Origin of the sequence: Salinispora pacifica DSM 45544 (assembly GCF_000378845.1) — a bacterium.
In the GTDB taxonomy this organism is placed as follows: Bacteria; Actinomycetota; Actinomycetes; order Mycobacteriales; family Micromonosporaceae; genus Micromonospora; species Micromonospora pacifica.
The window spans coordinates 4349330-4372816 of record NZ_KB905359.1; the positions used below are offsets into that span (position 1 = coordinate 4349330).

Below are 23487 nucleotides of genomic sequence, written 5' to 3' on the forward strand. Positions count from 1 at the left end.
GGGAGCGGAGCGAACGTATGCACCAGGAAGAGCTGAGCCAGGAGGAGAAGGCGGCGAACCGTCTGGACACCGCTGACCCCGGCCATCGGCACCTGTTCCACCTACCCCCGGCCGACGGCGGCCGTTTCCAGCAGGCGGCCTATCTGGCCGGGAACTCGCTGGGCCTGCAACCCCGGGCAACCAGGGACGAGTTGCTCGCCGATCTGGAGGCGTGGCGCCGGCTCGGGGTGGAGGGACACCTGACGGCCGGTCGACCGTGGCTGCCCTACCACGAGTTGCTGACCGGGCCGACCGCCCGGCTGGTCGGCGCCCGGCCGGCGGAGGTGGTGGTGATGAACTCCCTCACCGTCAATCTGCACCTGCTGATGGTGAGCTTCTACCGGCCGACCGGCACCCGTACCAGGATCGTCATCGAGGACAGCGCCTTCCCTTCGGACAGCTACGCCGTCCGGAGTCAGGCCCGGTTCCACGGCCTGGACCCGGATACCACGGTGCTACGCCTGGCTCCCCGTCCCGGTGAGGACACCCTGCGTACGGCCGACGTGCTTGACCTGCTCGCGGCGGAGGGGGACACGATCGCGTTGCTGCTGCTCGGGGGCGTCAACTACCTGACCGGCGAGCTGATGGAGATCCCGGAGATCACCGCCGCCGGTCGGGCTGCCGGCGCGGTGGTCGGCTGGGATCTGGCGCACGCCGCGGGAAACGTGCCACTGGCCCTGCACGACTGGGATGTCGACTTCGCGGCGTGGTGCTCCTACAAGTACCTGAACTCCGGGCCGGGCGGGCTCTCCGGGGTGTTCGTCCACGAGCGCCACCTCGCCGATCCGACGCTGCCCCGGTTCGAGGGCTGGTGGAGTACCGAGGCGGCTACCCGGTTCGAGATGTCGCCGGTTGCCCGACCACCGGCGACGGCGGAGGCCTGGCAGGTCTCCAACCCGCCGATCTTCGCGATGGGACCGGTACGCACGTCGCTGGAGCTCTTCGACTCGGTCGGCATGACGGCGTTGCGGGAGCGCAGTGTCCGGCTCACCGGCTACCTGGAGTGGCTGCTGGACCAGGTCACCCCGGGCCGGCCCCTGGCAGTGGTCACTCCGCGTGACCCGGCCCGCCGGGGCGCGCAACTGTCGGTGCGGATCGGCACCGGGAGCGCCGCGGATCTGGCGAAGCGGCTGCGGTTGGAGCACGGGGTTGTCGCAGATGCGCGGGAGCCAGATGTTGTCCGCTTCGCACCGGTGCCGCTTTACTCGACGTACCACGATTGTTGGCGGGTGGCCGACGCGTTGGCCGCCACGGTGGAGGTTCATTGATGAGCACAGAGCGCGCTGAGGTCGCCGTCGTCGGTGCCGGACTCTCCGGCTGCCTGCTCGCTGCCTTCCTGGCCCGGCGGGGCTACCCGGTCGCCCTCTACGAACGCCGCCCCGATCCCCGGGCCGGTCGGGTTGAGCGTGGTCGCTCCATCAACCTGGCACTCTCCGAACGAGGGTTGGACGCGCTGCGCCGGATCGGCCTGGACGCCCGGGTGCTGGCTGACGCGTTGCCGATGCGGGGCCGGATGATTCACCCGGTGGTCGGTGAGCAGCAGTTTCAGGGCTACAGCGCGGCCGGGGACCGGGCGATCAACTCGATCAGTCGGGGGGCGCTGAACAACGCCCTGCTGTCCGCGGCCGCCGCGTTGCCGGGCGTGCGGGTCGCCTTCGACCACCGGTTGGTCGACCTTGACCCAGCCACCGGAGAGATGACCTTTGAAACTCCACAGGGGAAGGTCACGGATGCGGCGTCGGTGGTCCTGGGCGCCGATGGCGCCGGTTCGGCGGTCCGTGGCCAGCTACTCGGCCACGGCCTGCTGCGGGAGAGCCTGGACTTTCTCGACTACGGCTACAAGGAGCTGACCATTCCGCCGGTGGGCGGGGCCTTCGCGCTCGACCCGGAGGCACTGCACATCTGGCCGCGGGGCACCTCGATGATGATCGCGTTGCCGAACCCGGACCACTCCTTCACCTGTACGCTCTTCTGGCCCACCCACGGCACCGCGAGCTTCGCCTCACTGGGCAGCCCGGCGGCGATCGAGCGACACTTCGCGCAGCACTACCCGGACCTGCTCCCCCTCGCGCCGAACCTGGTTGACGACTATCTGCACAATCCGGTCGGAGTCCTCGGTACCGTCCGCTGTGACCCCTGGCAGGCGAACGGGAGAGTCGGGTTGCTCGGCGACGCGGCGCACGCCATCGTGCCGTTCTACGGTCAGGGCGCCAACTGTGCCTTCGAGGACGTGGTGGAGTTGGACCGCTGCCTCGACGAGTGTGCCGACGACTGGTCCGCCGCGCTACCGCTGTTCCAACACCGCCGGCAGGCCAACGCCGAGGCGATCGCCCAGATGGCGCTCGCCAACTTCGTCGAGATGCGCGACCGGGTCGCCTCGCCGCTGTTCCAGCTCAGCCGACGGGTGGAGCAGACGCTGGAGCGGGCGTTACCCGGCCGGTACGTGTCCCGGTACGAGTTGGTCTCCTTCTCGACCACCCCGTACGCGCAGGTACGCCGTCGAGTCCGTCGCCAGCACCAGCTGCTGGGGGCGGCGGCCGGTGGCGCGGCGGCCCTGCTGGCCGGTGTGGTCGGGGCCGCGCTCCGCCGAGGGCGGCGCAGATGACCCGGTGGGATGCGCGCCAGATGACGGGTCGGGCACCGGACGGGCCGGCCCTGCTGCCCAACTTCATCGCTGGTGAGTTCGTTGCCGCTGGTCGCCGCTTCACCAAGCACAGCCCGGTCACCGGGGAAGCGATCTTCGAGGTCGTGGCGGCGGATCAGGCCGGAGTGGACGACGCGGTGGCCGCCGCCCGTACGGCGCTGCGCGGCCCCTGGGGCCGGCTCGGCGAACGAGAGCGCGCCGAGGTACTCCTCCGGGTCGCCGACGAGTTGGAGCGCCGCTTCGATGACCTGGTCACCGCCGAGGTGGCCGACACCGGCAAGCCGATCTCACAGGCTCGGACGCTGGACATCCCGCGCGGCGCGGCCAACTTCCGTGCCTTCGCCGAGATCGCCGCGACCACCCCGACCGAGTCGTTCAGCACCCGCACCCCATCCGGTGGCCGGGCGCTGAACTACGCGCTGCGCAAGCCGGTCGGCGTGGTCGCCGTGATCGTCCCGTGGAACCTGCCGCTGCTCCTGCTCACCTGGAAGGTCGCGCCCGCGTTGGCGTGTGGCAACGCGGTGGTGGTCAAGCCCAGTGAGGAGACACCCGCCTCGGCGACCCTGCTCGCCGAGGTGATGGCCGCGGCCGGCGTGCCCGAGGGCGTCTTCAACGTGGTGCACGGCTTCGGACCCGGCTCGGCGGGGGAGTTCCTCACCCGGCACCCCGACGTCGACGCGATCACCTTCACCGGTGAGTCGACCACCGGTGGAGCGATCATGCGGGCCGCCGCCGACGGGGTGAAGGCTGTCTCCTTCGAGCTGGGTGGCAAGAACGCCGGGCTGGTCTTCGCCGACGCTGACCTGTCGGCGGCGGTGGATGGCTCGGTGCGGTCCAGCTTCACCAACGGTGGCCAGGTCTGCCTCTGCACCGAACGCATCTACGTGCAGCGTCCGGTCTTCGCGGAGTTCACCGCCCGGCTGGCCGAGCGGGCCGCCGCGCTGCCGTTCGGGTGGCCCGTCGACGAGGCCACGATGAACATGCCGCTGATCTCGCCCACCCACCGGAAGAAGGTGCTCGGACACTACGAGCTGGCCCGTGCCGACGGGGCGGAGGTCCTCGCCGGCGGGAGTACGCCCCGCTTCGGCGACGCCCGCGACGGTGGCGCGTACATCCAGCCGACGGTGCTCACCGGGCTCGGCCCGGATGCGCGGACCAACCGGGAGGAGATCTTTGGCCCGGTCGTGCATGTGGCGCCCTTCGACGACGAGGAGGAGGCGTACGCGTTGGCCAACGGCACCGAGTACGGCCTGGCGGCGGCGGTGTGGACCCGGGACGTGGGTCGGGCCCACCGCGCCGGTGCCCGGTTGGACGCGGGGATCGTCTGGGTCAACACCTGGTATCTGCGTGACCTGCGTACCCCGTTCGGCGGGGTGAAGGCCTCCGGCGTCGGCCGCGAGGGCGGCATCCATTCGCTGGGTTTCTATTCCGAGCTCACCAACGTCTGTGTGGACCTGACATGACCGTCGACTACGAGACCGCCGCCCGGGAGCTCAGCGAGGCTCGGGAGAGCGGCAAACCCTGTCCTCCGCTGCGCGGGCGGCTCATCCCCGACGGCGACACTGACTCGGCGTACCTCGTGCAACAGGCGCAGGTGCGCCAGTGGCTGCGGCAGGGGCACCGGCGGGTCGGCGCCAAGATTGGTCTGACCTCTGCGGCCGTGCAGGAGAGCCTCGGCGTCTACCAGCCGGACTTCGGGGTGCTGACCGAGGCCACGGCGGTGCCCGACGGGGTGGAGGTGCCGCCTGGTCGGCTGCTCCAGCCCCGGGTGGAGGCCGAGATCGCGTTCGTGCTCGGCGCGGACCTGCCGGACGAGCGGATCACCACCGCCGACCTGACCCGGGCGGTAGATCACCTGCTACCGGCGATCGAGATCGTCGACTCCCGGATCGCCGGTTGGGATATCGCCATCGTGGACACCATCGCGGATAACGCCTCCAGCGGGCTGTTCGTGCTGGGCACCACGCCCCGCCGGCTCGCCGATGTGGATCTGCGTCTCGCCGGCATGGTGCTGGAGCAGGCCGGGGAACCGGTCTCGGTCGGTGCGGCGGCGGCCTGCCTCGGCAACCCGCTGCACGCGCTGGCCTGGCTGGCCCGGACCCTCGCCCGCTCCGGTGATCCGCTGCGGGCGGGCGACGTGGTGCTCTCCGGGGCCCTTGGCCCGTTGGTGCCGGTGACGCCCGGTGCCGCATATGAGGCGCGGATCTCCGGCCTCGGATCGGTACGTACCTGCTTCGCGAAGGAGGTCGAGGAGTGAGCGTCGGGGTGGCAGTGCTCGGTTCCGGGAATATCGGGACCGACTTGATGGTCAAAGTTTTGCGGCTCAGCGACAGTCTGCGGATGGTCGCCTTGGCGGGCATCGACCCGGACTCCGACGGGCTGGCTCGGGCCCGGCGACTCGGCGTCACCACCACCGCCGAGGGGGTGGCGGGGCTCGTGGCGCTGCCCGAGTTCGCCGACGTGGCGCTGGTCTTCGACGCCACCTCGGCCGGGGCGCACCGACACCACGACGCCGTGTTGCGCGCTCACGGTCGGGCTGTGGTCGACCTGACCCCCGCCGCGGTCGGGCCGTACGTGGTGCCGCCGGTCAACCTGGACGAACACCTGCAGGAAGCCAACGTCAACATGGTCACCTGCGGCGGACAGGCGACCGTGCCGATCGTCGCCGCCGTCGCCCGGGTCACCCCGGTCGCGTACGGGGAGATCGTCGCCTCGATCTCCGCCAAGTCAGCCGGGCCGGGCACCCGGGCCAACATCGACGAGTTCACCGAGACCACCGCCCGGGCGATCGAGGTGGTTGGCGGCGCCGAACTGGGCAAGGCCATCATCGTGCTCAACCCGGCTGATCCGCCGTTGCTGATGCGGGACACCGTGTACTGCCTCTGCCCGGACCCGGACGCGGACCGCGCCGCGATCGCCACCGCCATCGCCGACATGGTCCGGGCCGTGCAGGAGTACGTGCCCGGCTATCGCCTGAAACAGGATGTGCAGTTCGACCGGGTGGACAGCTACCTACCGGCGCTCGGTCGGCGCCTCACCGGCCTGCAGGTCTCGACGTTCCTGGAGGTCTCCGGGGCCGGGCACTACCTGCCCACGTACGCCGGCAACCTGGACATCATGACCTCGGCCGCGCTGCGCACCGCGGAGCGGCTGATCGCCCGGCGGGCGGTGCCGGCATGACCCAGCTCTACCTCCAGGATGTGACGCTGCGGGACGGGATGCACGCCATCGCCCACCGCTACACCGTTGACCAGGTTCGGACGATCGCCGCCGCGCTAGACGTCGCCGGAGTCGCGGCGATCGAGGTGGCGCACGGCGACGGGCTGGCCGGGTCGAGTGTCAACTACGGGCATGGTGCGGCGAGCGACGCGGAATGGATCGCGGCGGCGGCCGAGGTGCTGACCACGGCGCGGCTGACCACGCTGCTGGTGCCCGGAATCGGGACCATCGCCGACCTGAGGGCGGCGCGGGCGCTCGGCGTCACCAGCGTTCGGATCGCCACCCACTGCACCGAGGCCGACATCTCCGCCCAGCACATCGGTTGGGCGCGGGAGAACGGGATGGACGTCTCCGGGTTCCTGATGATGGCCCACATGAACGACCCGGCGGCGTTGGCGGCGCAGGCCAAGCTGATGGAGTCGTACGGGGCGCACTGCGTCTACGTCACCGACTCCGGCGGCCGGCTGCTGATGTCCGACGTGGCCGAGCGAATCGACGCCTACCGTCAGGTGCTCGAACCGGAGACACAGATCGGCATCCACGCCCACCACAACCTCTCGCTCGGGGTGGCGAACAGCGTGGTGGCGGTCGAGCACGGCCGGGTCCTTGGGGATGGGCCGCTGGATGCGCCGGCCGGCCGAACCGTCCGGGTCGACGCCTCCCTCGCCGGGCAGGGTGCGGGCGCGGGCAATGCGCCGCTGGAGGTCTTCGTCGCGGTCGCCGAGTTGCACGGTTGGGAGCACGGCTGCGATGTCTTCGCGTTGATGGACGCGGCCGAGGACGTGGTCCGGCCGTTGCAGGACCGACCGGTACGGGTGGACCGGGAGACGCTCTCGCTGGGCTACGCCGGCGTCTACTCCAGTTTCCTGCGGCACGCCGAGCGGGCTTCCGAACGCTACGGCGTGGACGTCCGCTCGATCCTGGTCGAGTTGGGCCGGCGCCAGATGGTCGGCGGCCAGGAGGACATGATCGTGGATGTGGCGCTGGACCTGGCCGGCAAGGAGGAGACGTGATCGGAGCAGATATCGCCGAGATCGCCGGTCAACTGGTCGCGGCGGCCGACCGGGGTACGGCGATTGGCCAGCTCGCCGCCGAGACCGGGCTCGACGTCGATGCCGCGTACGCGGTGCAGGCCGAGTTGGTGCGGCGCCGGCTGGACCGGGGTGAGCGGCTGGTGGGCCTCAAGATGGGGCTGACCAGTAAGGCGAAGATGGCCCAGGTCGGGGTGGACGAGGTGATCTGGGGCCGGCTCACTGACCGGATGCGGGTCACCGACGGCGGGACCGTCTCGGTTGGAGACTTCATCCATCCCCGGGTGGAGCCGGAGGTGGCCTTCCTGCTGGACCGGCAGCCGGAGCCGGGCGAGCCGGTCGCGGAGTTCGCCACCGCGGTCCGCGCGGTCGCCCCGGCCATCGAATTGATCGACTCCCGGTACGCGGACTTCACCTTCTCCCTGCCGGACGTCATCGCCGACAACACGTCGGCGGGGGCCTTCGTGGTGGGGCCGTGGTGCCCCGTTCCGGACGGTCTGGACAACCTTGGGGTGCTGCTGGAGATCGATGGCCAGGTCGCCCAGGTGGGGTCGACCGCGGCGATCCTGGGTGACCCACGTCGCGCCTTCGACGAGGGGGTCCGCCTCGCCGGCCAGCATGGGGTGCGGCTTCACCCGGGCTGGGTCTTTCTGGCCGGCGCCGCGACGGCCGCCGTCGCGCTGCGACCCGGCGCGCACGTCCGTGCCGTGGTGGAGAAGCTCGGCGCCGCGTCGCTGCGGGCGGCGGCGTGACCGGCGGGGCGCCACCGGCGCTGGACCCCGGTGGGCGGGCAGCCGCCCGGGTCGTGGCCGGGAAGGCCGTGCCGCGTGGGGCCTTCCCACACGTCAAGGTGGCCGGTGGTTTCATCTTCGTCTCCGGCACCTCCTCCCGCCGCCCGGACAACACCTTCGCGGGTGTCGCCGTTGACGAGTTCGGTACCACCAACCTCGACATCCGGGCCCAGACCCGGTCGGTGATAGCGAACATCCGGGATCTACTCAAGCCGGTCGGTGCCGGGCTGGCCGACCTGGTGCAGGTGACCAGCTACCTGGTCAACATGAACGACTTCGGTGGCTACAACGAGGTGTGGGCGGAGTTCTTCGACGCGAGCGGGCCGACTCGGACCACCGTGGCGGTCCACCAGCTACCGCACCCGCACCTGTTGATCGAAATGCAGGCCGTCGCCCTGCGCCCCGAAGGAGGTCCGTTGTGAGCGAGATCGCTGAGCCGTTCAGCTTCCCCGGCTGGGTCGTGGACAACCAGCACCTGCTGAAGCCACCGGTGGGCAACAAGGAACTGCTCCCCGGCAGTTCCGACTTCATCGTCATGGTCGTCGGCGGGCCGAACCAGCGCACCGACTATCACGTCGAACCCTACGAGGAGTTCTTCTACCAGATCAAAGGAGACATGCACGTCAACCTGATGCTCCCGAACGGGCCACAGACGGTGCACATTCGCGAGGGGCAGATGTGGATGCTGCCGCGCGGAGTTCCGCACTCGCCGCAGCGTCCGGAGGCCGGGTCGATCGGTTTGGTGATCGAGCGGATCCGCGAGGAGGGCACCCTGGAACGGTTCCAGTGGTACTGCCCCGAGTGCGCCAACAAGGTGCACGAGGTGGAGTTGCAGGTCCGCGACATCGCCGCCGACCTGCCCCCGGTCTTCGCCACCTTCTACGCCGACGAGGCGGCGCGGACCTGCGACCAGTGCGGCACGCTGCATCCGGGCAAGGGCTGATGGGTATCCCCGTTATTGACGTGCACTCACACGCCGTACCGCGGGGTTGGCCGGACCTCGCCGCGGCCTGCGGTGGCTCTGGCTGGCCCTGGCTGCGGGTCGACTCCGAGCGCGCCGCGATGATCATGGTCGGCGAGATGGAGTTCCGCCCGGTCGGCGCGGAGTGCTGGGACCCGGCGATCCGGGTGGCGGACATGGCCGCCGACGGTGTCGACGTGCAGGTGGTCTCGCCAACGCCCGTCTTCTTCTGCTACGACCGCCCGGCCGCCCAGGCGGCCAGGGTGGCTCGGATCTTCAACGACCGCATGCTGGAGATCACGGCCGCCGGAGACGGCCGACTGGTTCCGTTCTGCCAGGTGCCGTTGCAGGACCCGGAGGCCGCCAGCGCCGAGCTGGACCGCTGTCTCGCCGCCGGGCACGCCGGGGTGGAGATCGGCAACCACGTCGGCGACCTCGACCTGGACGACAGCGGCGTCGCCGAGTTCCTCACCCACTGCGCCGAGGTCGGCGCGCCGGTCTTCGTCCACCCGTGGGACATGCCCGGCGGGCCACGGCTGGATCGGTGGATGGCGCGGTGGCTGACCGGGATGCCGGCCGAGACCCACCTGTCGGTGCTGGCGATGATCCTCGGCGGGGTCTTCGACCGGGTGCCGGAGACGTTGCGGATCTGCTTCGCGCACGGCGGTGGCAGCTTTCCGTTCTGGCTGGGCCGTGCGGACAACGCCTGGCACCGTCGCGGCGATCTGGTCCGTGGCGCCTCGGTCCGGCCCCCCAGCTCGTACGTGGACCGGTTCTTCGTCGACTCGGTGGTGTTCGAACCGGCGGCGCTGCGGCTGCTGGTCGACACGATCGGCGTCGACCAGGTGCTGCTCGGCAGCGACTATCCGTATCCACTGGGGGAGCGGCCGGTCGGTGCGGTCGTGCACCGCTCCGACTTCCTCACCCCGGACCAACGGGCCGGCCTGCTCGGCGGCAACGCGCTGCGTTTTCTCGCCGCCGGGGGGCAGGGTGAACCCACCGCGGCCGACCCGTACGGCCTGTCGGTGCGGCGGCCCGATCGGGCAGCGGGCAGGATTACAGCATGACCGAGCCGCACGATCTGACCGCACTGGAGCAGGCTGCCGCGATCGCCAGCGGCGATCGGACCAGCCGGGAACTGGTCGAGCACCACCTGACCCGGGTGGCGGCGCTCGGGGACACCGTGGGTGCGTTCGTCACCGTGACCGCGGAGTCGGCCCTCGCTGCCGCTGATGCGGCGGACGCCGTTCCGCGCACGGTCCGCGGGCCATTGCACGGCGTGCCCACAGCGATCAAGGATCTGACCCTCACCGCCGGCGTGCGCACGACCTTCGGCTCCGCGGCCTTCGCCGATTTCGTACCGCCGGTCGACGCGGACGTGGTCCGATTCATCCGGGCCGCTGGCCTGGTCAGCCTCGGCAAGACCACCACCTCCGAGTTGGGCTGCTCGCTCTACTCCGAAGGGCGGGTCGCCCCGCCGGCCCGCAACCCGTGGGATCTCGCCTACACCGCCGGCGGCTCCAGCGGTGGTGCGGCGGCCGCGGTGGCGGCCGGTCTCCTTCCGGTGGCCCAGGGCTCCGACGGCGGCGGCTCGCTGCGTATCCCGGCCTCGTTGTGCGGGTTGGTCGGTTACAAGCCCAGCCGTGGGGTGGTTTCCGGCGGTCCGGTCGGCTTCGGTGCGTACGGCCTGCCGACCAGCGGCCCGATCGGGCGGACCGTGGCCGACGTGGCCGCGTTGCTCGACGTGTTGGCTCAGCCGGTTCCCGGTGAGCCCTACCTGGCGCCGCCACCGCCGGCCGGGGGCTGGCTCGCGGCGACCCGGACCGCCACGCCGGGCCGGCTGCGGATCGGTCGCTTCACCACCCCGATGCTCGCCGATGAGCCCGTCCACCCGGACTGTGTCGCCGCCGTGGACCAGGCCGCCGACCTACTCACCGCCGCTGGGCATGAGGTGGTCGAGGTGCCGCCGCCGTTGACGCCGACGGCGTGGCCGTTGTTCGAGACCGTCTGGTACGTGCTCTCGCTCGCCCCGGTGCCGCCCGAGCGGGAGCGTCAGCTACTGCCGTTGACCCGGTTGCTGCGGGAGCGCGGGACGGCGATCTCCGCTGCCAGCCTCACCGCCGCGCTCGGTGAGCTCCAGGCGCAGGTCCGGCTCGGGATACGCCGGACCGCCGGCTGCGATCTGCTGCTCTGTCCCACTCTCGCCGCACCGCAGGCGCCGGTGGGCTGGTTCACCGATGTTCGTGACCCGGCGGACGACTTCGACCGCCAACGTCGGTTCTCACCGTATTGTGCAATTTTCAATGTCACGGGTGACCCCTCGGTGTCGCTCCCGGTGGGTACCACCGCCGACGGACTACCGGTCGGGGTCCTCCTCAGCGGCCGGCAGGGCAACGATGCGCGGCTGCTCGCCGCCGCCGCCCAGCTGGAGCAGCTCAGTGGGGGGTGGGATCGCCACCCCGCAATCTGGCGGGCGGTTGGCTCCGCTAACGTGAATACCTCAAGCGGAGTCGGGGAATCGTCTACCTGACCGTCCACCCGACCCGGATTCCTGGTCTCTCTTTCGCCTGGGGGCGTTGGGATTGTCTGTAACCGATACGTTGCTGGTCTTCGTCGGAATCCCGGCGGTAGCAGCGCTGGTGATCGCTGGTGTGGCATACGCCGCCAGCAGCCGCGGCGCTGGTGGCGGTGGCAAGCGCTACCGGCCCGGCCGGCCCTTTGACTTCACTCCGGTCTGGTTCCTGAGTAGTCCGGAGGAGCTGGCCGACTCGGCGGGCACCGCACTGACGGCCGGCGCCCAGGCGCCCGCGTTGACGGGCCGTAAGCAGGAGCAGGCCGGCCAGCAGGCGCCGGTCGGTGGAACCGGAGGCGCAAGTGACCGTTGGTGAACTGCAGTCGTCGTCCGAGACGGCGGCCCCGCCGGAGTTGGACGGCCCGTTCTCGACCCGTCAGCTGCTCCGCGTTGACGAGGCCATGCGCCTGGCCGACCAGAGCACCGGGCTGACCTTCTCGATTTTCGTCGGTGGACTCGACGAGCCGGTCCGGGAAGACGCCGAGCGGCGGCACCGCCAGCTCGCCGACCCCAACCGGTCGGTCCTGATCGCGATCTCACCGAACCAGCGGCAGCTGGAGATCGTCACCGGCCAGCACGCCCGTCGGCGCATCCCGGACACGTACGCGCGGCTCGCCGCGCTGTCGATGGTGGCGGCCTTCGGGGGCGGCGACCTCACCGGTGGCATCGTCACCGGCCTGGACCAGCTGGCCAGTCACGCCGGTAAGGGCTGCTGACCCGCGGTAGGCACTCGGCCCGGGGTCGGTGTGTGGGCGAACGCTCCACACCGACCCCGGGCCGTTGCGTGTCAGCCGCTTCGGGCGTCCCGCGCCCGGGCCTTGAGAGCCCGGACGACGCCGTCGCGGCCCTCGGCGACCAGCCGCCGCAGCGGCGCCGATTGGCCCACACCGGCCAGCCACCCGTCGGTCGCCGCCACGGTCTCCTCCTCCACCAGGTACGCCGGGTACGCCAGCAGGGCGAATTCCTGCGCCGGCTCACTGTCCCGGCTGGCCCAGACCTGCGCGATGGTGGCGAAGTACCGCTCCCGGTAGGGACGGACCAGCTCGACCTGCGTCGGGTGGGCGAAGCCCCGCAGCAGCGCGCGGTGCCGCCAGTTCGGCAGCGGCTCCGGACCGGTCAACCGGGCCCAGACGGCTGCCTTGTTCTCCGGCGTGGGCACGAGCGCGTGCGCCAACGCGGCTTCCCGCTCGCCACTGGCGGTGCGGTCGGTGGCCAGCTCCGCCTCGATGTCGTCGGGGCCGGCCGCGCCGTTGGCCACCAGCGCGGTAAGCACCGTCCACCGCAGCTCGGTGTCCATCCGCAGCCCGGACGGGACCCCGTTCCCCTCCAGCCAGCCACGCAACGTCGCCAGGTCCTCAGCCGACCGACCGGCGGAGGCGTACGCCCGAGCCCAGGCGAGCTGGAAGCCGCTGCCCGGCTCGGCGGTGGCGAGGGCGGTCTTCGCGGTCCGGGCCAGGTCGGCCCAGCCACTCGGTGCCCACGTCGGGTCGGCGTAGAAGGTGAGGGCGGTGGTGACCTGCCGCAGGGTGGCGGTGACCAGGTTGATGTCGGTCTCGGCGGGGAGGCCGGCGAGCACCAGCGCCACATAGTCGCGGGCGGCCAGCTCGGCGTCACGGATCATGTCCCACGCAGCGGTCCAGCACAGCGCCCGCGCCAGCGACGACTCGAAGCCGGTGATGTGCTGCACCACGGTGGCCATCGACCGCTCGTCGAGCCGCAGCTTGGTGTAGGTCAGGTCGTCGTCGTTGAGTAGCAGCACGTCCGCGGCGGGAACCCCGGCCAGCTCGGGCAGCTCCGTCGTCTCGCCGATGACGTCGACCTCCAACCGCTCGCGGCGGACCAGCCGGCCATCGGTGCGGTCGTAGAGGCCGACCCCGATCCGGTGGGTACGCAGGGTCGGGTGGTCGGCCGGCGCCTCCTGGCGGACCACGACCCGCTGGTAGTTGCCGTCGGGGCCGATCGTCAGCTCCGGGCGCAGCGTGTTCACCTGGGCGGTCTCCAGCCACTGGGCGGCGAACTTGCGCAGCTCCCGCCCGGAGGCCGTCTCCAACTCGGAGAGCAGGTCGTCGAAGGTGGCGTTACCCCAGGCATGCTTGCGGAAGTATGACCGGAGCCCGGCCCGGAACGGCTCCTCGCCCACGTACGCGACGAGCTGCTTGAGCACGCTCGCGCCCTTGGCGTACGTGATCCCGTCGAAGTTGACCTCGACCGCCTCCAGGTCCGGCATCTCGCAGTAGACCGGGTGGGTGGAGGAGAGCTGGTCCTGTCGGTAGCCCCAGTTCTTCCGGACGGAGAGGAAGGTGGTCCACGCCTCGGAGAAGCGGGTCGCGTGGGTGTTGCACCAGTGGCTGGCCCACTCGGCGAACGACTCGTTCAGCCAGAGGTCGTTCCACCAGCGCATGGTGACCAGGTCGCCGAACCACATGTGTGCCAGCTCGTGCAGAATCGTGTTGGCGCGCTGCTCGTACTCGAAGTCGGTGACCTGCGACCGGAAGATGAACAGCGACTCGGCGTGCGTGACACAGCCGAAGTTCTCCATCGCACCCGCGTTGAAGTCCGGCACCCAGAGCTGGTCGTACTTGGGCAGCGGGTACCGAATGTCGAACTGGTCGTGGAAGAAGTCGAAGCCCTGCTTCGTGATCAGGAAGAGATCGTCGGCGTCCAGGTACTGCGCCATCGAGGCGCGAACGAAGACACCCAGGTCGATGCCGTCGTGGCTGTCCCGCACCTCGTGGTAGGGCCCGGCGCAGAGCGCGGTGATGTAGGTGCTCATCCGCACCGACTCCACGAAGTGGACCGTCTTGCGGCCCTCGCCGGCCGGCTCCTCCCGCTCCACCGGCATGTTGGAGACGACCTTCCAGTGCTCCGGCACGGTGGCGTGCCAGGTGTAGACACTCTTCAGGTCGGGCTGGTCGAAGGCCGCGTAGACCCGTTGCGCGTCCGCCGTCTCGAACTGGCTGTAGAGGTAGGTCTCGCCGTCGACCGGATCCACCGTGCGGTGTAGCCCCTGACCACTGTTGGAGTACGCGAAGTCCGCGTCCACCACGAGGGTGTTCTCGGCGGCCAGGTCGGGCAGGGTGAGCCCCGCCTCCGCCGACCAGCCACCCAGCTCCAGGGAGGTGCCGTTCAGGGTGGCCGACCGGACCGAATGTGCGGCGACCTCGATGAAGGTACTCGCACCCGGCTCACTGCACCGGAATCGGACCTCGGTCCGGGACCGGAACGTGTCGCCTTCGGCCTGCACGGCGCTCGACAGGTCCAGGTTGATGTCGTACCCGGTCACGTCGAGTAGCCGGCTTCGCTCGATGGCCTCCGCCTGCGTCAGGTTGCGCACTCCCGGCACTGTTCGTCTCCATCTCTCGTCTCACCGCACGTCGACCGCGGCGTCGTCGGGCAACCGCTCGTAGCGGTCACGCGAGTCGAGTCTTACACGCACCCAGGCCGGTGGGTGGGACAGGTCACGGTCTCCTTCCGTGTTGTGCCTGGGAACCTGCGGCGAGGATCGGTGCGGGCGTCGAGAAGCGGCGTACCGGACTGGACCCGGAGCTGGCCGGGGCCGTCGACAGCACCGAGTACGACGATGCGCTGCGCGCCGGCCACGAGGCGGGCCCCGGGTCGCCGGGAGATGGCTGGGGCCCGCAGTTCCGCCGGTGCCCGCGGGTGCTCCGCCACACCGTGGGTGGGCCCGGACACCGGGGGTGAGCGATACCGGTAGCGTCAGCGGGCATGACGGTCGCCCATCCAATTGCCCGGGCCTGGATCACCACTGGCGGCACCGGCGCGCAGAACTACGACGAGTTCGCTGACGACGCGGAGATCACCTCGATCATTGCGGCGAATCCGCACAGCGCCCTCGGCATCGAGATGCCGCATCGGGCCCCGGAGAGCCGGGGGAAGGCCTTTCTCGAAGCGCTCCCGGAGGCGGTAGCCCGGCTCGCCGAGGCGAAGGCGGCGGGCAGCTACACGCCCGCCGAACAGGTGGTGGTCCTCTACCGGATCAGCGCCCCGCAGGAGGAGCCCGGATACGGGCTGTTCGTCATGGTCGACACCGACCAGATCTCCACCAGCACCGCCGAGCCGGGCTTGGTCATCCGCAACGAGGATGTCTTCATCGCCAAGGTGCGCGAGCGGGTGGCCTTGGCCGAGGCGCTGGGGCATCTGTTGTCGCCGGTGCTCCTGCTGCAGACCGGCCGGGGCGACGAGCTGCACGCCGCCCTCGCTGCGGCGGCCGACCGGGCCGGGGTGCCGGCGGCGACCGACACCGACCAGACCGGACGGACGCACGCCATCTGGCTGGTCGGTCCGGGCGAGCAGCAGGACGAGTTGACCGCTTTGGCCGGCGGTGGCGAGCTGGTCGTCGCCGACGGCAACCACCGCAGTCTCGCGGCGCAGACCGGCGGGCTGTCGCGCTTCCTGGCCGTGGTCACCACGCCGGCCTCGGTCGCCATCGCCCCGTACAACCGGCTGGTTGACGAGCTCACCGTCAGCCCAGCTGAGCTGATCGACCGGCTTCGCGCGGCCGGCGCCCAGGTCGAGCCGATCGACGGCCCGGTCGAGGTCCCGGCGGCCGGCGGCACCATCCACCTCCGGCTCCCCGATGCGGCGTACGCCGTACGCCTGCCCCAGGTCGGTGCGGGGCGCCTGGAGAACCTGGATCATGCCCTGGTCGAGCGGTTGCTGCTGCGGGACGCGCTGGGGCTGGACCCGGGCGACAAGCGGATCACCTACGTCGGCGGCGACTACCCGGCGAGCTGGCTCACCGGTGAGGTTGACGCCGGCCGCGCCGAGCTGGCCGTTCTCGTCGCACCGGTGACCGTGGACGACTTCGTCGCGGTGAACCTGGCGCGGGAGAAGATGCCCCGCAAGAGCACCTGGTTCACCCCGAAGGCCCGGGGCGGCCTGGTCGTCGCCGAGTTGCTGTCCGGACCGGGCGGAAAGTAGGCACACCCGCCCGGGCTGGCTGACATCTCCCGGGCTGTGCTGAGCTCTTCCCGGACTGTGCTGAAGGTGTCTCCGACCGACCCGCGAGCGTCGGTCGGAGACACGTCCTGTCAGACTGCCCGGTATGCGTGTCTACCTGGGATCCGACCACGCCGGTTTCGAGCTGAAGGCGCACTTGGCCAACCATCTGGCCAAGGAGGGGTACGACGTGGTTGACGTCGGCCCGCGCGCCTACGACCCGGACGACGACTATCCGGCATTCTGCCTACACACCGGCGACCGGGTGGTTACCGATCGGGGTAGCCTCGGCGTGGTCATCGGGGGCTCCGGCAACGGTGAGCAGATCGCCGCAAACAAGATCGACGGTGTTCGGGCCGCGCTGGCCTGGAATATCGAGACCGCGCACCTGGCCCGGGAGCACAATAACGCCAACGTTGTCGCGATCGGCGGGCGGCAGCACACCCTCGATGAAGCCACCGCCATCGTCGAGGCGTTCCTGACCACCCCGTTTTCCGAGAAGCAACGGCACACCCGCCGCATCGGCCAGGTGGCCGACTACGAGCGCACCCGGAAGCTTCCGGACCTGCCCTGAACCGGGTCGTCACCGACGGGGGAGGTCCTCGCGCGGAACCCAGTTCCGGCGGACCAGGACCACCCGGGCCTCCGCCTCCACCAGGTCCTGCTCCGTCGGGCGGGTGGCGTCCCGGGCCCGCATCGCCGCGGTCACGCTCAGCTGCGACGAGCCCGAGCCGACCAGGCCCCGCAGCCCTCGTTCGCTCTCGTCGGCGCCGCCCCGGCGGACCCGGGATGGCCGGCCGCCGCTCGCTCCCCCGGCCGCTGTGGGGGCCGGGCTCGGGCTCTCGGTGGTGCGGTCAGCGGGCTTCCGGTGCCGCCGTCGTCGTCGTTCCACGTCACCCATCTACCGACCGTACCCCGGGTTGTCCGATGACCTCCATGGCCGCGGGAGCCCGGTGCCAACCGGACCCATCTTTGCGTGCTGGCTACCCTCGATAGTTAGACGGGGTCCGCCGGTCCCCGTCTGGTCCAGGGGAGGGACGACATGGCCGACCAGACGCAACCGTGGGCCGAGCGGACCGTCGAGGTGCCGCCGCAGTCAGGCGTCGGGGTGCCGCCGCAGCCCGGGGTCGGGGTTCCGCTGCAGTGGGGAGGCGGGGTGCCGCCGCAGCCGGAGGCCGGGGTGCCGCCGCAGCCGGATGCCTTCCAGCGGGGGGTGGCCTCGGTAGGGCAGACCGGTACCCGTCGGACCACGCCGTTCCCGGCGGTCGAGCAGGAGGAGGTCGGAGCGGGCTGGCCGGAGGCGCGGGCTTCGCGTCGGCCGATGAGCTGGCACCTCGCGCAGCTCCGCCCGGGCCGGGAGTGGAGCGCCGGCGGAGCGCTCTTCGCGTTCGTCTGTTGGGGGATCTGGGCGATTTCGGGTGGCGGCAACCTCGCCGCACCACTGTTGATCTTCTTGTTGAGTCTGCTGGTGGCGGTCGGGCTCTTCGCCCTCGCCCGGCTCGTTGGCCGGGTGGTACTGGAGCAGCGTCTGGGCCGGGTGCGACGTGGCGCCCGCGGCGCGCACCTGGTGACGGCTGTTTTTCTCGTCAGCCTCGGCTTCGGGTGGCTCAAGCAGACCGAGTGGGTGGTGTCGTTCTGGAGCTGGATTACCAACAGCTGACGGGGGCGGTCTTCGGTCCGTTGACTTGAGTCGCTGTTGAGTGGGGCTCGGGAGAATCGGTCGGCTCAGCTTGGCGCCGGACCCGAGGAGCCCCGTGACGTACGCATCAGTGGCCGGGCTGGTTGCCGACTGCGCCGCTCCGGTTCCGGGGGTGGCGGGCTGATGGGTTGGCTCCGGCGCATCAAGTCCGAGCTGGCGTTCGGCCTGAGCCTGTTCGGGGCGTCGGTCGTCGGAATGGATCCCCGGGAGATTCTGCGGGGCGGTCGGGCCCGTTGGGGTGACGCGGCGCCCGCGGGCGGTGCCGGGCCGGAAGGCGATTCTGCCCTGGCCGACAGTTCTTCCCCGGTCGTCGGGGGGCCGCCGGCTGGCGCTTCCAGGCCGCGGCGGGTCTCCGAGCAGCCGCCGCCGGGCCACCCGGAGCGGCTGGTCCCAGATCAGCCCCTCACCGACGAGGAGCGGCGGATCTGGCTCCGGTTGTGGTGATCGTCGGAGCCCCCTGAGTCGCGGGTGGCGGTCAGCTGTGTGCCGTCCAGCCCGCCGCCGACGAGCCCGGATCCCGCAGTGGCCTCGATCGTGGGTCGCGGCCCTGGCCGGTCGGGTGCTCGTTGCTGCAGCTCCGGGTCGAACGGCGGTGAGCATTGCCGGCGGGGGTGGTGACTGCTAGTGTTTCACGTGTAAGGAAAAAATGACATGTGAAGGGGTCTTGTGTCAGTGGGCGGACCGACCGGAGACGACCTGGTCGAGATGCTGGCGGCTCTGGCCAATCCGATTCGACTGCGCATCGTCGCGACCTTGGCCGGCCGTCGTGACTACGTGAGCCAGCTGGCCCGCGAGCTTGGAGTGAGTCGTCCACTCCTGCACATGCACCTGCGGCGGCTGGAGGTGGCAGGCCTGATCACCGGCCGGCTCGAGCTCTCCGACGATGGCAAAGCCATGAAGTACTACGAAGTCACCGACTTCGACCTGCACCTGACCGCATCGGCGGTGGCCGAGGCGGCCCAGACCCTTACCCGGCCGGACCCAGGAAAGGGTCCCGCACCCAAGGAGTCAACGTAATGGACCCGCTTGGAGGGGAAATGTCCTGGCCAACGACAGTCTTCCTGCTGGTCGTGGTCATCGTGGCGGCCTTTCTGGTCGCCCTGGTCATCGTCGGGCTGTTCGAGGGCCGAAAAGAGAAGCGGGCAGCCGCCCGCGCAGACGACCTGCGTCAGCTCGTGCACCGGTTCGAGAAGCTCGCCGAGAACACTCTCGACGCCCAGCAGCGGAGCGCCGTTGACCTCGCCGAACTACGAACCCGTACGGCATCGATCGAACACATCCTCCGCAGCGTGGAATGAGAGGGGAAACCGATGAAAGGAATCCGTTTCTACGCGTACGGCTCTCCCGAGGTCCTCACCCTTGAAGATCTTGACATGCCAGCCGTCGGTGCCGACGACGTGCTGGTCCGGGTGCGGGCCGCCTCGGTCAATCCGGTGGACTGGCACATGATGCGAGGCAGCCCGTACATCACCCGGGCCCAGGGTGGACTGACCCGCCCCAAGGCGAACACGCTCGGGTACGACCTGGCCGGGCAGGTCGAGGCGGTGGGCAGTAATGTCACCACGCTCCAGGTGGGAGACGAGGTGTTCGCCCTGCAACAGGGGGCGTTCGCCGAGTACGTCACGATGCGCCACGACGCCGGAGTGCTGAAGAAGCCGGCCCGCCTGACCCCGGAACAGGCCGCCTCCGTGCCGGTGGCCGCCCTCACCGCCTACCAGGCGCTACGCCACCACGGGCGGCTGCAACCCGGTCAGCGGCTCCTGGTCAACGGCGCGGCGGGTGGCGTGGGCACCTTCGCCGTGCAGATCGGCAAGGCGCTGGGAGCCGAGGTGACCGGGGTCTGCAGCAGCCGAAACGTCGAGCTGGTCCGCGACCTGGGCGCCGACCACGTCATCGACTACACCACAGCGGAGTTCACCCGCAGCGGACAGCGCTACGACCTGCTCCTCGACAACGTCGGCAACCACCCGCTCCTCGCCTGCCGACGCATCCTCACCCCGCGGGGCACACTCATCCTGAACAGCGGTTCGGGCGACGGGCTGCTCGGCCCCCTGGCTCGCGTGCTCCGTGGGCTCGCCCTGTCCCCGTTCGTACGGCAACGCCTGGTGTTCTTCGTGGCGAGCCCCAACCGGGACGACCTGGCGGCGCTTTCCGATCTCTTCGAATCCGGAAAGGTCACCCCGGTCCTCGACCGGACCTATCCCCTGAGCGAGGTACCCGAGGCGATCAGCTATCTCGAGGGAGGTCACGCCCAGGGAAAGGTCGTCATCACCATCTGACCGGCCGCTTCGCCCCTTCGGTGGTGTCCCGTCAGCGCCCGGCGGGCGGTAGCCCGTGCTGGACCGCACGGCGCTACCGAATCGGGCCGATCTACCGGGAGGCAACATGAGCCGGAGCACCGCGAACAACGACGACCGACGCAGCGAGGGCGCCGCCGGCACGGTCGGGGGGCGACGGGGCTCCTGGGCCGGGTGTGGCGCCGGCCTCTGGTCGCTGTCGTTCGCCGGGTTGAGCTTTCACTGGGCGAATCTCGCCAACCGGGTCCAAGCGCCAGCTCAGCCCGCAACACCGGCCGTACGGGTGAGGGCCCCTCGTCGCACGACGTAGGACAGGGCGAAGCCCGTCAGCACGACCATCAGCAACGGCAACAAGCTGGCGTCCTCGGACATGTGCACCCACAGCGGCGTCTCGGTCTCGCTGCGCACCCCACCCAGATCCTTGACCGCACCGGTCAGCATCGCGGGCAACCAGTGCAGGGCGTACTCCCGGGGGGCGTCCGTCGAGCTGAATCTCACTACCACAAAGGCAACCAGCGCCGCGTTGATCGCTATGACACCACCAATCACGCTGACAACGGTCGCAAGGAGGGAGTGCGAGTGTCGCACCAAGCTGGCGGTGGAGAAGAGGACCGCACCCCACAGCGCGGCGGCCAGCATCACCGCCAGTGAACGTGCACCGAACGGCCCCGTGGTCACCGTCAGCACTATTACCGAGGCGGTAAGGGAGCCCATCATGGGCAGAATTCGCCAGTGCCGCCGCTTGGCCAGTGTCCTGCCAAGCAGGACGGCTGTCGCCAAGAGCGCACCTACAGCCCCGGTGAAGAGTAGGACCTCGGACGACATGATGCCCCTTCCCGCCGGACTCATCGATGCGGCAGTGGACCATACCAATGGCGGGTGGGCTTCGCTACGTTGGAAGAGTTGCTTCCGCGCCGGGACGGTTGTGGCCCGGGTGTGCGTTAGCGGTCAGCCACGATGTGCGGTGTCGATGACGAGGTCGGCGCGGTCGCGGGTGCCGTCCGCGGCGAAGAATTCCTCCTCCTCGACCATCCACTTCTGCCAGAGTTGCGCGGCGCCGGCGAAGGAGCGGTCGCGGGTGAGGCCGCGCGTCAGCCGTAACGGTGCCGGTGCGTCGACCCAGACCGCGTAGGCGAGCCGACCGATCGTGTCGCGGCGGGTGCAGGTGAGTCCTTCGAAGATCACGACCGGGGCCCAGGGTAGGGTCTTCCACTCGCCGAGCCTGTTGCCGTACCAGTCCGTCCAGTCCCGCGCTTGATAGTGGGCATCCTGGCCGCGAAGCAGTGGGGTGAGTACCTGGGCGTCAAAGCGAGGCCACCAGCCGGCGGAGTTGTCCCACGACACGAAGTCGTCGATCTCGATGATCGGCGCGTGGAGTGCCGCCGAGAGGTCACGGGCAAGGTGGCTCTTTCCGGAGCCGCTCGGGCCGTCGATGCCAACGATGCGGATGCCGTTGATCGGCCTACGGGCGGCAACAGCGGCGGCAAGCCGATCGATGGTGTTGACGGTCACGGCGAGACCCTACTGCGCTGACCATGATCAGAGGCGGCGGTTGGTCGCCCTCGTGGTCATCCCGGCCCACCGCCGTACGATGCAGGTGTGGACCCGCTCGACCTACCTGTCATTGTGGAGGTGTGCAGATCCCTCAAGCGAGGCTGGGAGTTGGGCGGAATCAGCCATGAGGCATGGGGTGCGGATCTGGACGAGTTGCTGACCCCGATCGATCCATTGGCAAGCGTGACGCTCAGGCTGGGTGAGACGTCCGGCGTAGCCGAGATATGGCCGACTGGATACGTCAGGCTGGAGCGTGGGGGTAGCTGTGTTGACCACGTCCAGGTTGGTGGACCTGCTGAACTCCGGGATCAGCTCGTGCGGTTGACAAACTGGGTAAAGGAGCACGACCAAGGAGCTGGTTAATACCTGAGCGAGCCCTGGTTGTCGCCTAGCTCCGGTCGGACTACCGGAAGAGTCTGTCTCCACTGTGGAGTCCAAGGATGAACCGCTGTCCTGCCTACGTAGCGAGCACTCGAAGTCAAACTCTCCGGTGCCACTGCTGTCCAGCGTTGTCGGCATCAATGCCGAGACGTTCTGCTTCGGCCAGGTTGCTTCTCGCGGCTCGTACGCGAACCGGTCCCGCCGCTATCTCGAACCGTGCGGCTTCCGGCTCGTGGTCGGTGCAGCCCATGACGACGAGTCGGCCCGAGGGAACGTGCAGGCTTGCCTCCAGAACGTGGTCGAACTCCGCGCTGTCGTCTTCTGGCGCTGCCTCCAGCATCTCTACCGTCACGGCCACGTTGACGTTGACGGCGGTGCCGACCGCCATGGCGTCCGTGTCAACGGCAAGGTCGTCGAGCACCGCCTCATCGGTCCAGGCGTCCCCAAGGTCGGTGACGGACCCGTCGTCGAACACGTAGACCTGGTGGTAGTCCGCGAAGAGTTCCAACTCCGTCGAGGTCAAGACACCCTTCCAGTCTTCGTGCGCTCCGATTGTCGCCAGAGCGGACCTTGATCCGTACGACCGAACCGCACGCGAGCTACGACACAGCTTCGGGTCCCTGCTATCTGACGGCGGCATGCGCATTGAGCAGATCACCGATATCTGTCGGCGCTCAAGGGCATGCTGCGGTGATCCGGCAACTTCGGCCGTGCGGCCAGGTGGACGCGGACGGTCGCAGCGCTCGGGCTGCCCGGCTCTCACTTCCATGACCTGCGCCATACCGGCTGACACCCTCGCCACAGCCTCCGCCCACGGCTGACCGGCAAGATCGGGGCGGGGAGTGTCCGACCAGCCCAGAATTGCGGGATGCCGCCTCTGAGCTGGGCCGGAGGTTGTTGGAGCGGGCGACGGGAATCGAACCCGCACCGTCAGTTTGGAAGACTGAAGCTCTGCCATTGAGCTACGCCCGCGACGGCCTCCGTGTGGAGGCGCGCCGACAGCGTACCCAATGCCGCCGATCTCCGCGTAGCCTGCCCATGGCTGTGGTCGGGAACGAACCTCGGGCACAGGCCGGGCGGGCTCGGGAGAGCTCAGCCTGCGGTCGGTGCGGCGCGACCGAGGGGTTCCCGCTGCCGCTACTCCAAGCCGGCTGGTGGGCTCCGTCGGTCGACCCTACGGCGGAACACGCGATCGGATGTGGCCCCGGGGAACTATGCGGTGGCGTGGACGGCATAGACTGCATCCCGCCACGGGGTGTGGCGCAGCTTGGTAGCGCACTCGCTTTGGGAGCGAGGGGCCGTGGGTTCAAATCCCGCCACCCCGACTGTCGTTCGCGGCC

General features: G+C 70.0%; 25 protein-coding genes, 2 tRNA genes and 1 pseudogene. 22 read left to right on the forward strand and 6 right to left on the reverse strand.

Translation table 11 applies throughout. From position 1 onward, the window contains the following. Positions 1-17: 17 nt before the first annotated feature. The 13 genes from kynU to SALPAC3_RS0120080 are packed head-to-tail and all read left to right on the forward strand — an operon-like array spanning position 18 to position 11973. Positions 18-1307, forward strand: coding sequence for a kynureninase (gene kynU, locus SALPAC3_RS0120020; protein ID WP_018222964.1), 1290 nt, complete (start codon positions 18-20; stop codon positions 1305-1307). Continuing rightward, the gene (locus tag SALPAC3_RS0120025; RefSeq protein ID WP_018222965.1) at positions 1307-2644 is read left to right on the forward strand and encodes an FAD-dependent oxidoreductase; all 1338 of its coding nucleotides are present in this window, start codon (positions 1307-1309) and stop codon (positions 2642-2644) included. Before kynU ends, SALPAC3_RS0120025 begins: the two co-directional genes overlap by 1 nt. Positions 2645-2664: 20 nt before the next feature. Continuing rightward, on the forward strand, positions 2665-4146 hold the full coding sequence (locus tag SALPAC3_RS0120030; RefSeq protein WP_026185751.1) for a 2-hydroxymuconic semialdehyde dehydrogenase: 1482 nt from the start codon (positions 2665-2667) through the stop codon (positions 4144-4146). Further along, complete coding sequence (locus tag SALPAC3_RS0120035) at positions 4143-4940, forward strand: 2-keto-4-pentenoate hydratase (RefSeq protein ID WP_018222967.1); 798 nt, start codon at positions 4143-4145, stop codon at positions 4938-4940. Before SALPAC3_RS0120030 ends, SALPAC3_RS0120035 begins: the two co-directional genes overlap by 4 nt. Beyond that, positions 4937-5863, forward strand: coding sequence for an acetaldehyde dehydrogenase (acetylating) (locus SALPAC3_RS0120040; RefSeq protein ID WP_018222968.1), 927 nt, complete (start codon positions 4937-4939; stop codon positions 5861-5863). Before SALPAC3_RS0120035 ends, SALPAC3_RS0120040 begins: the two co-directional genes overlap by 4 nt. Then, positions 5860-6915, forward strand: a complete 1056-nt coding sequence (dmpG, locus tag SALPAC3_RS0120045; protein WP_018222969.1) for a 4-hydroxy-2-oxovalerate aldolase — start codon at positions 5860-5862, stop codon at positions 6913-6915. The genes SALPAC3_RS0120040 and dmpG overlap by 4 nt, the downstream gene beginning before the upstream one ends. Beyond that, the gene (locus tag SALPAC3_RS0120050; protein ID WP_018222970.1) at positions 6912-7685 is read left to right on the forward strand and encodes a 2-keto-4-pentenoate hydratase; all 774 of its coding nucleotides are present in this window, start codon (positions 6912-6914) and stop codon (positions 7683-7685) included. The genes dmpG and SALPAC3_RS0120050 overlap by 4 nt, the downstream gene beginning before the upstream one ends. Next, positions 7682-8146, forward strand: a complete 465-nt coding sequence (locus tag SALPAC3_RS0120055; protein ID WP_018222971.1) for a RidA family protein — start codon at positions 7682-7684, stop codon at positions 8144-8146. The genes SALPAC3_RS0120050 and SALPAC3_RS0120055 overlap by 4 nt, the downstream gene beginning before the upstream one ends. Beyond that, complete coding sequence (locus tag SALPAC3_RS0120060) at positions 8143-8667, forward strand: 3-hydroxyanthranilate 3,4-dioxygenase (RefSeq protein ID WP_018222972.1); 525 nt, start codon at positions 8143-8145, stop codon at positions 8665-8667. Before SALPAC3_RS0120055 ends, SALPAC3_RS0120060 begins: the two co-directional genes overlap by 4 nt. Continuing rightward, on the forward strand, positions 8667-9752 hold the full coding sequence (locus tag SALPAC3_RS0120065; RefSeq protein WP_026185752.1) for an amidohydrolase family protein: 1086 nt from the start codon (positions 8667-8669) through the stop codon (positions 9750-9752). The genes SALPAC3_RS0120060 and SALPAC3_RS0120065 overlap by 1 nt, the downstream gene beginning before the upstream one ends. After that, positions 9749-11215, forward strand: coding sequence for an amidase (locus tag SALPAC3_RS0120070; RefSeq protein ID WP_018222974.1), 1467 nt, complete (start codon positions 9749-9751; stop codon positions 11213-11215). The genes SALPAC3_RS0120065 and SALPAC3_RS0120070 overlap by 4 nt, the downstream gene beginning before the upstream one ends. 52 nt (positions 11216-11267) lie before the next feature. Beyond that, positions 11268-11573, forward strand: a complete 306-nt coding sequence (gene ctaJ, locus SALPAC3_RS0120075; protein ID WP_456300020.1) for an aa3-type cytochrome oxidase subunit CtaJ — start codon at positions 11268-11270, stop codon at positions 11571-11573. Then, a complete protein-coding gene (locus SALPAC3_RS0120080; RefSeq protein ID WP_018222976.1) occupies positions 11560-11973 on the forward strand; it encodes a DUF5130 family protein in 414 nt (137 codons plus the stop codon). The genes ctaJ and SALPAC3_RS0120080 overlap by 14 nt, the downstream gene beginning before the upstream one ends. 71 nt (positions 11974-12044) lie before the next feature. Here SALPAC3_RS0120080 and pepN read toward each other — a convergent pair whose 3' ends face one another. Beyond that, on the reverse strand, positions 12045-14591 hold the full coding sequence (pepN, locus tag SALPAC3_RS0120085) for an aminopeptidase N (RefSeq protein ID WP_018222977.1): 2547 nt from the start codon (positions 14589-14591) through the stop codon (positions 12045-12047). Between the two features lie 392 nt (positions 14592-14983). Here pepN and SALPAC3_RS0120090 point away from each other — a divergent pair, with 392 nt between their 5' ends. Both SALPAC3_RS0120090 and SALPAC3_RS0120095 read left to right on the forward strand, forming a co-directional pair. After that, the gene (locus tag SALPAC3_RS0120090) at positions 14984-16198 is read left to right on the forward strand and encodes a DUF1015 family protein (RefSeq protein WP_018222978.1); all 1215 of its coding nucleotides are present in this window, start codon (positions 14984-14986) and stop codon (positions 16196-16198) included. Between the two features lie 124 nt (positions 16199-16322). After that, complete coding sequence (locus tag SALPAC3_RS0120095; RefSeq protein ID WP_018222979.1) at positions 16323-16790, forward strand: ribose-5-phosphate isomerase; 468 nt, start codon at positions 16323-16325, stop codon at positions 16788-16790. 9 nt (positions 16791-16799) lie between these two features. Here the strand turns inward: SALPAC3_RS0120095 and SALPAC3_RS0120100 are convergent, their stop codons facing one another. Beyond that, entirely contained in the window at positions 16800-17117 is a 318-nt protein-coding gene (locus SALPAC3_RS0120100; protein WP_018222980.1) for a hypothetical protein, read from the reverse strand. Between the two features lie 141 nt (positions 17118-17258). On the opposite strand from SALPAC3_RS0120100, the gene SALPAC3_RS0120105 reads away from it, so the two are divergent. The 5 genes from SALPAC3_RS0120105 (at position 17259) to SALPAC3_RS0120125 (ending at position 20194) form a co-directional block, all read left to right on the forward strand. Beyond that, positions 17259-17876: a hypothetical protein gene (locus SALPAC3_RS0120105; RefSeq protein WP_018222981.1), complete on the forward strand. Its 618-nt coding sequence runs from the start codon at positions 17259-17261 to the stop codon at positions 17874-17876. A gap of 162 nt (positions 17877-18038) precedes the next feature. Further along, positions 18039-18359, forward strand: coding sequence for a DUF6059 family protein (locus tag SALPAC3_RS0120110; protein ID WP_018222982.1), 321 nt, complete (start codon positions 18039-18041; stop codon positions 18357-18359). A gap of 222 nt (positions 18360-18581) precedes the next feature. Next, a complete protein-coding gene (locus SALPAC3_RS0120115) occupies positions 18582-18932 on the forward strand; it encodes an ArsR/SmtB family transcription factor (RefSeq protein ID WP_033774887.1) in 351 nt (116 codons plus the stop codon). Next, complete coding sequence (locus tag SALPAC3_RS0120120; RefSeq protein WP_033660542.1) at positions 18932-19213, forward strand: hypothetical protein; 282 nt, start codon at positions 18932-18934, stop codon at positions 19211-19213. Before SALPAC3_RS0120115 ends, SALPAC3_RS0120120 begins: the two co-directional genes overlap by 1 nt. 12 nt (positions 19214-19225) lie before the next feature. Then, a complete protein-coding gene (locus tag SALPAC3_RS0120125) occupies positions 19226-20194 on the forward strand; it encodes an NAD(P)-dependent alcohol dehydrogenase (RefSeq protein ID WP_018222984.1) in 969 nt (322 codons plus the stop codon). Positions 20195-20470: 276 nt separating this feature from the next. On the opposite strand, the gene SALPAC3_RS0120130 is transcribed toward SALPAC3_RS0120125, so the two are convergent. The 3 genes from SALPAC3_RS0120130 to SALPAC3_RS26050 all read right to left on the reverse strand — a co-directional run bounded on the left by SALPAC3_RS0120130 (position 20471) and on the right by SALPAC3_RS26050 (position 22670). Next, positions 20471-21037, reverse strand: a complete 567-nt coding sequence (locus tag SALPAC3_RS0120130) for a hypothetical protein (protein ID WP_018827679.1) — start codon at positions 21035-21037, stop codon at positions 20471-20473. A gap of 123 nt (positions 21038-21160) precedes the next feature. Next, positions 21161-21724: a uridine kinase family protein gene (locus tag SALPAC3_RS0120135; protein WP_018222986.1), complete on the reverse strand. Its 564-nt coding sequence runs from the start codon at positions 21722-21724 to the stop codon at positions 21161-21163. Between the two features lie 520 nt (positions 21725-22244). Beyond that, positions 22245-22670, reverse strand: coding sequence for a hypothetical protein (locus tag SALPAC3_RS26050; RefSeq protein WP_018222987.1), 426 nt, complete (start codon positions 22668-22670; stop codon positions 22245-22247). A gap of 25 nt (positions 22671-22695) precedes the next feature. On the opposite strand from SALPAC3_RS26050, the pseudogene SALPAC3_RS29240 reads away from it, so the two are divergent. Further along, positions 22696-22824, forward strand: a pseudogene (locus SALPAC3_RS29240) (site-specific integrase); the annotation flags it as partial. Between the two features lie 221 nt (positions 22825-23045). Here SALPAC3_RS29240 and SALPAC3_RS0120145 read toward each other — a convergent pair. After that, positions 23046-23119: transfer RNA gene (locus SALPAC3_RS0120145), tRNA-Gly, on the reverse strand. Positions 23120-23398: 279 nt separating this feature from the next. Here SALPAC3_RS0120145 and SALPAC3_RS0120150 point away from each other — a divergent pair. Then, a tRNA-Pro gene (locus SALPAC3_RS0120150) sits at positions 23399-23472 on the forward strand. The last annotated feature ends 15 nt before the right edge of the window (positions 23473-23487 follow it).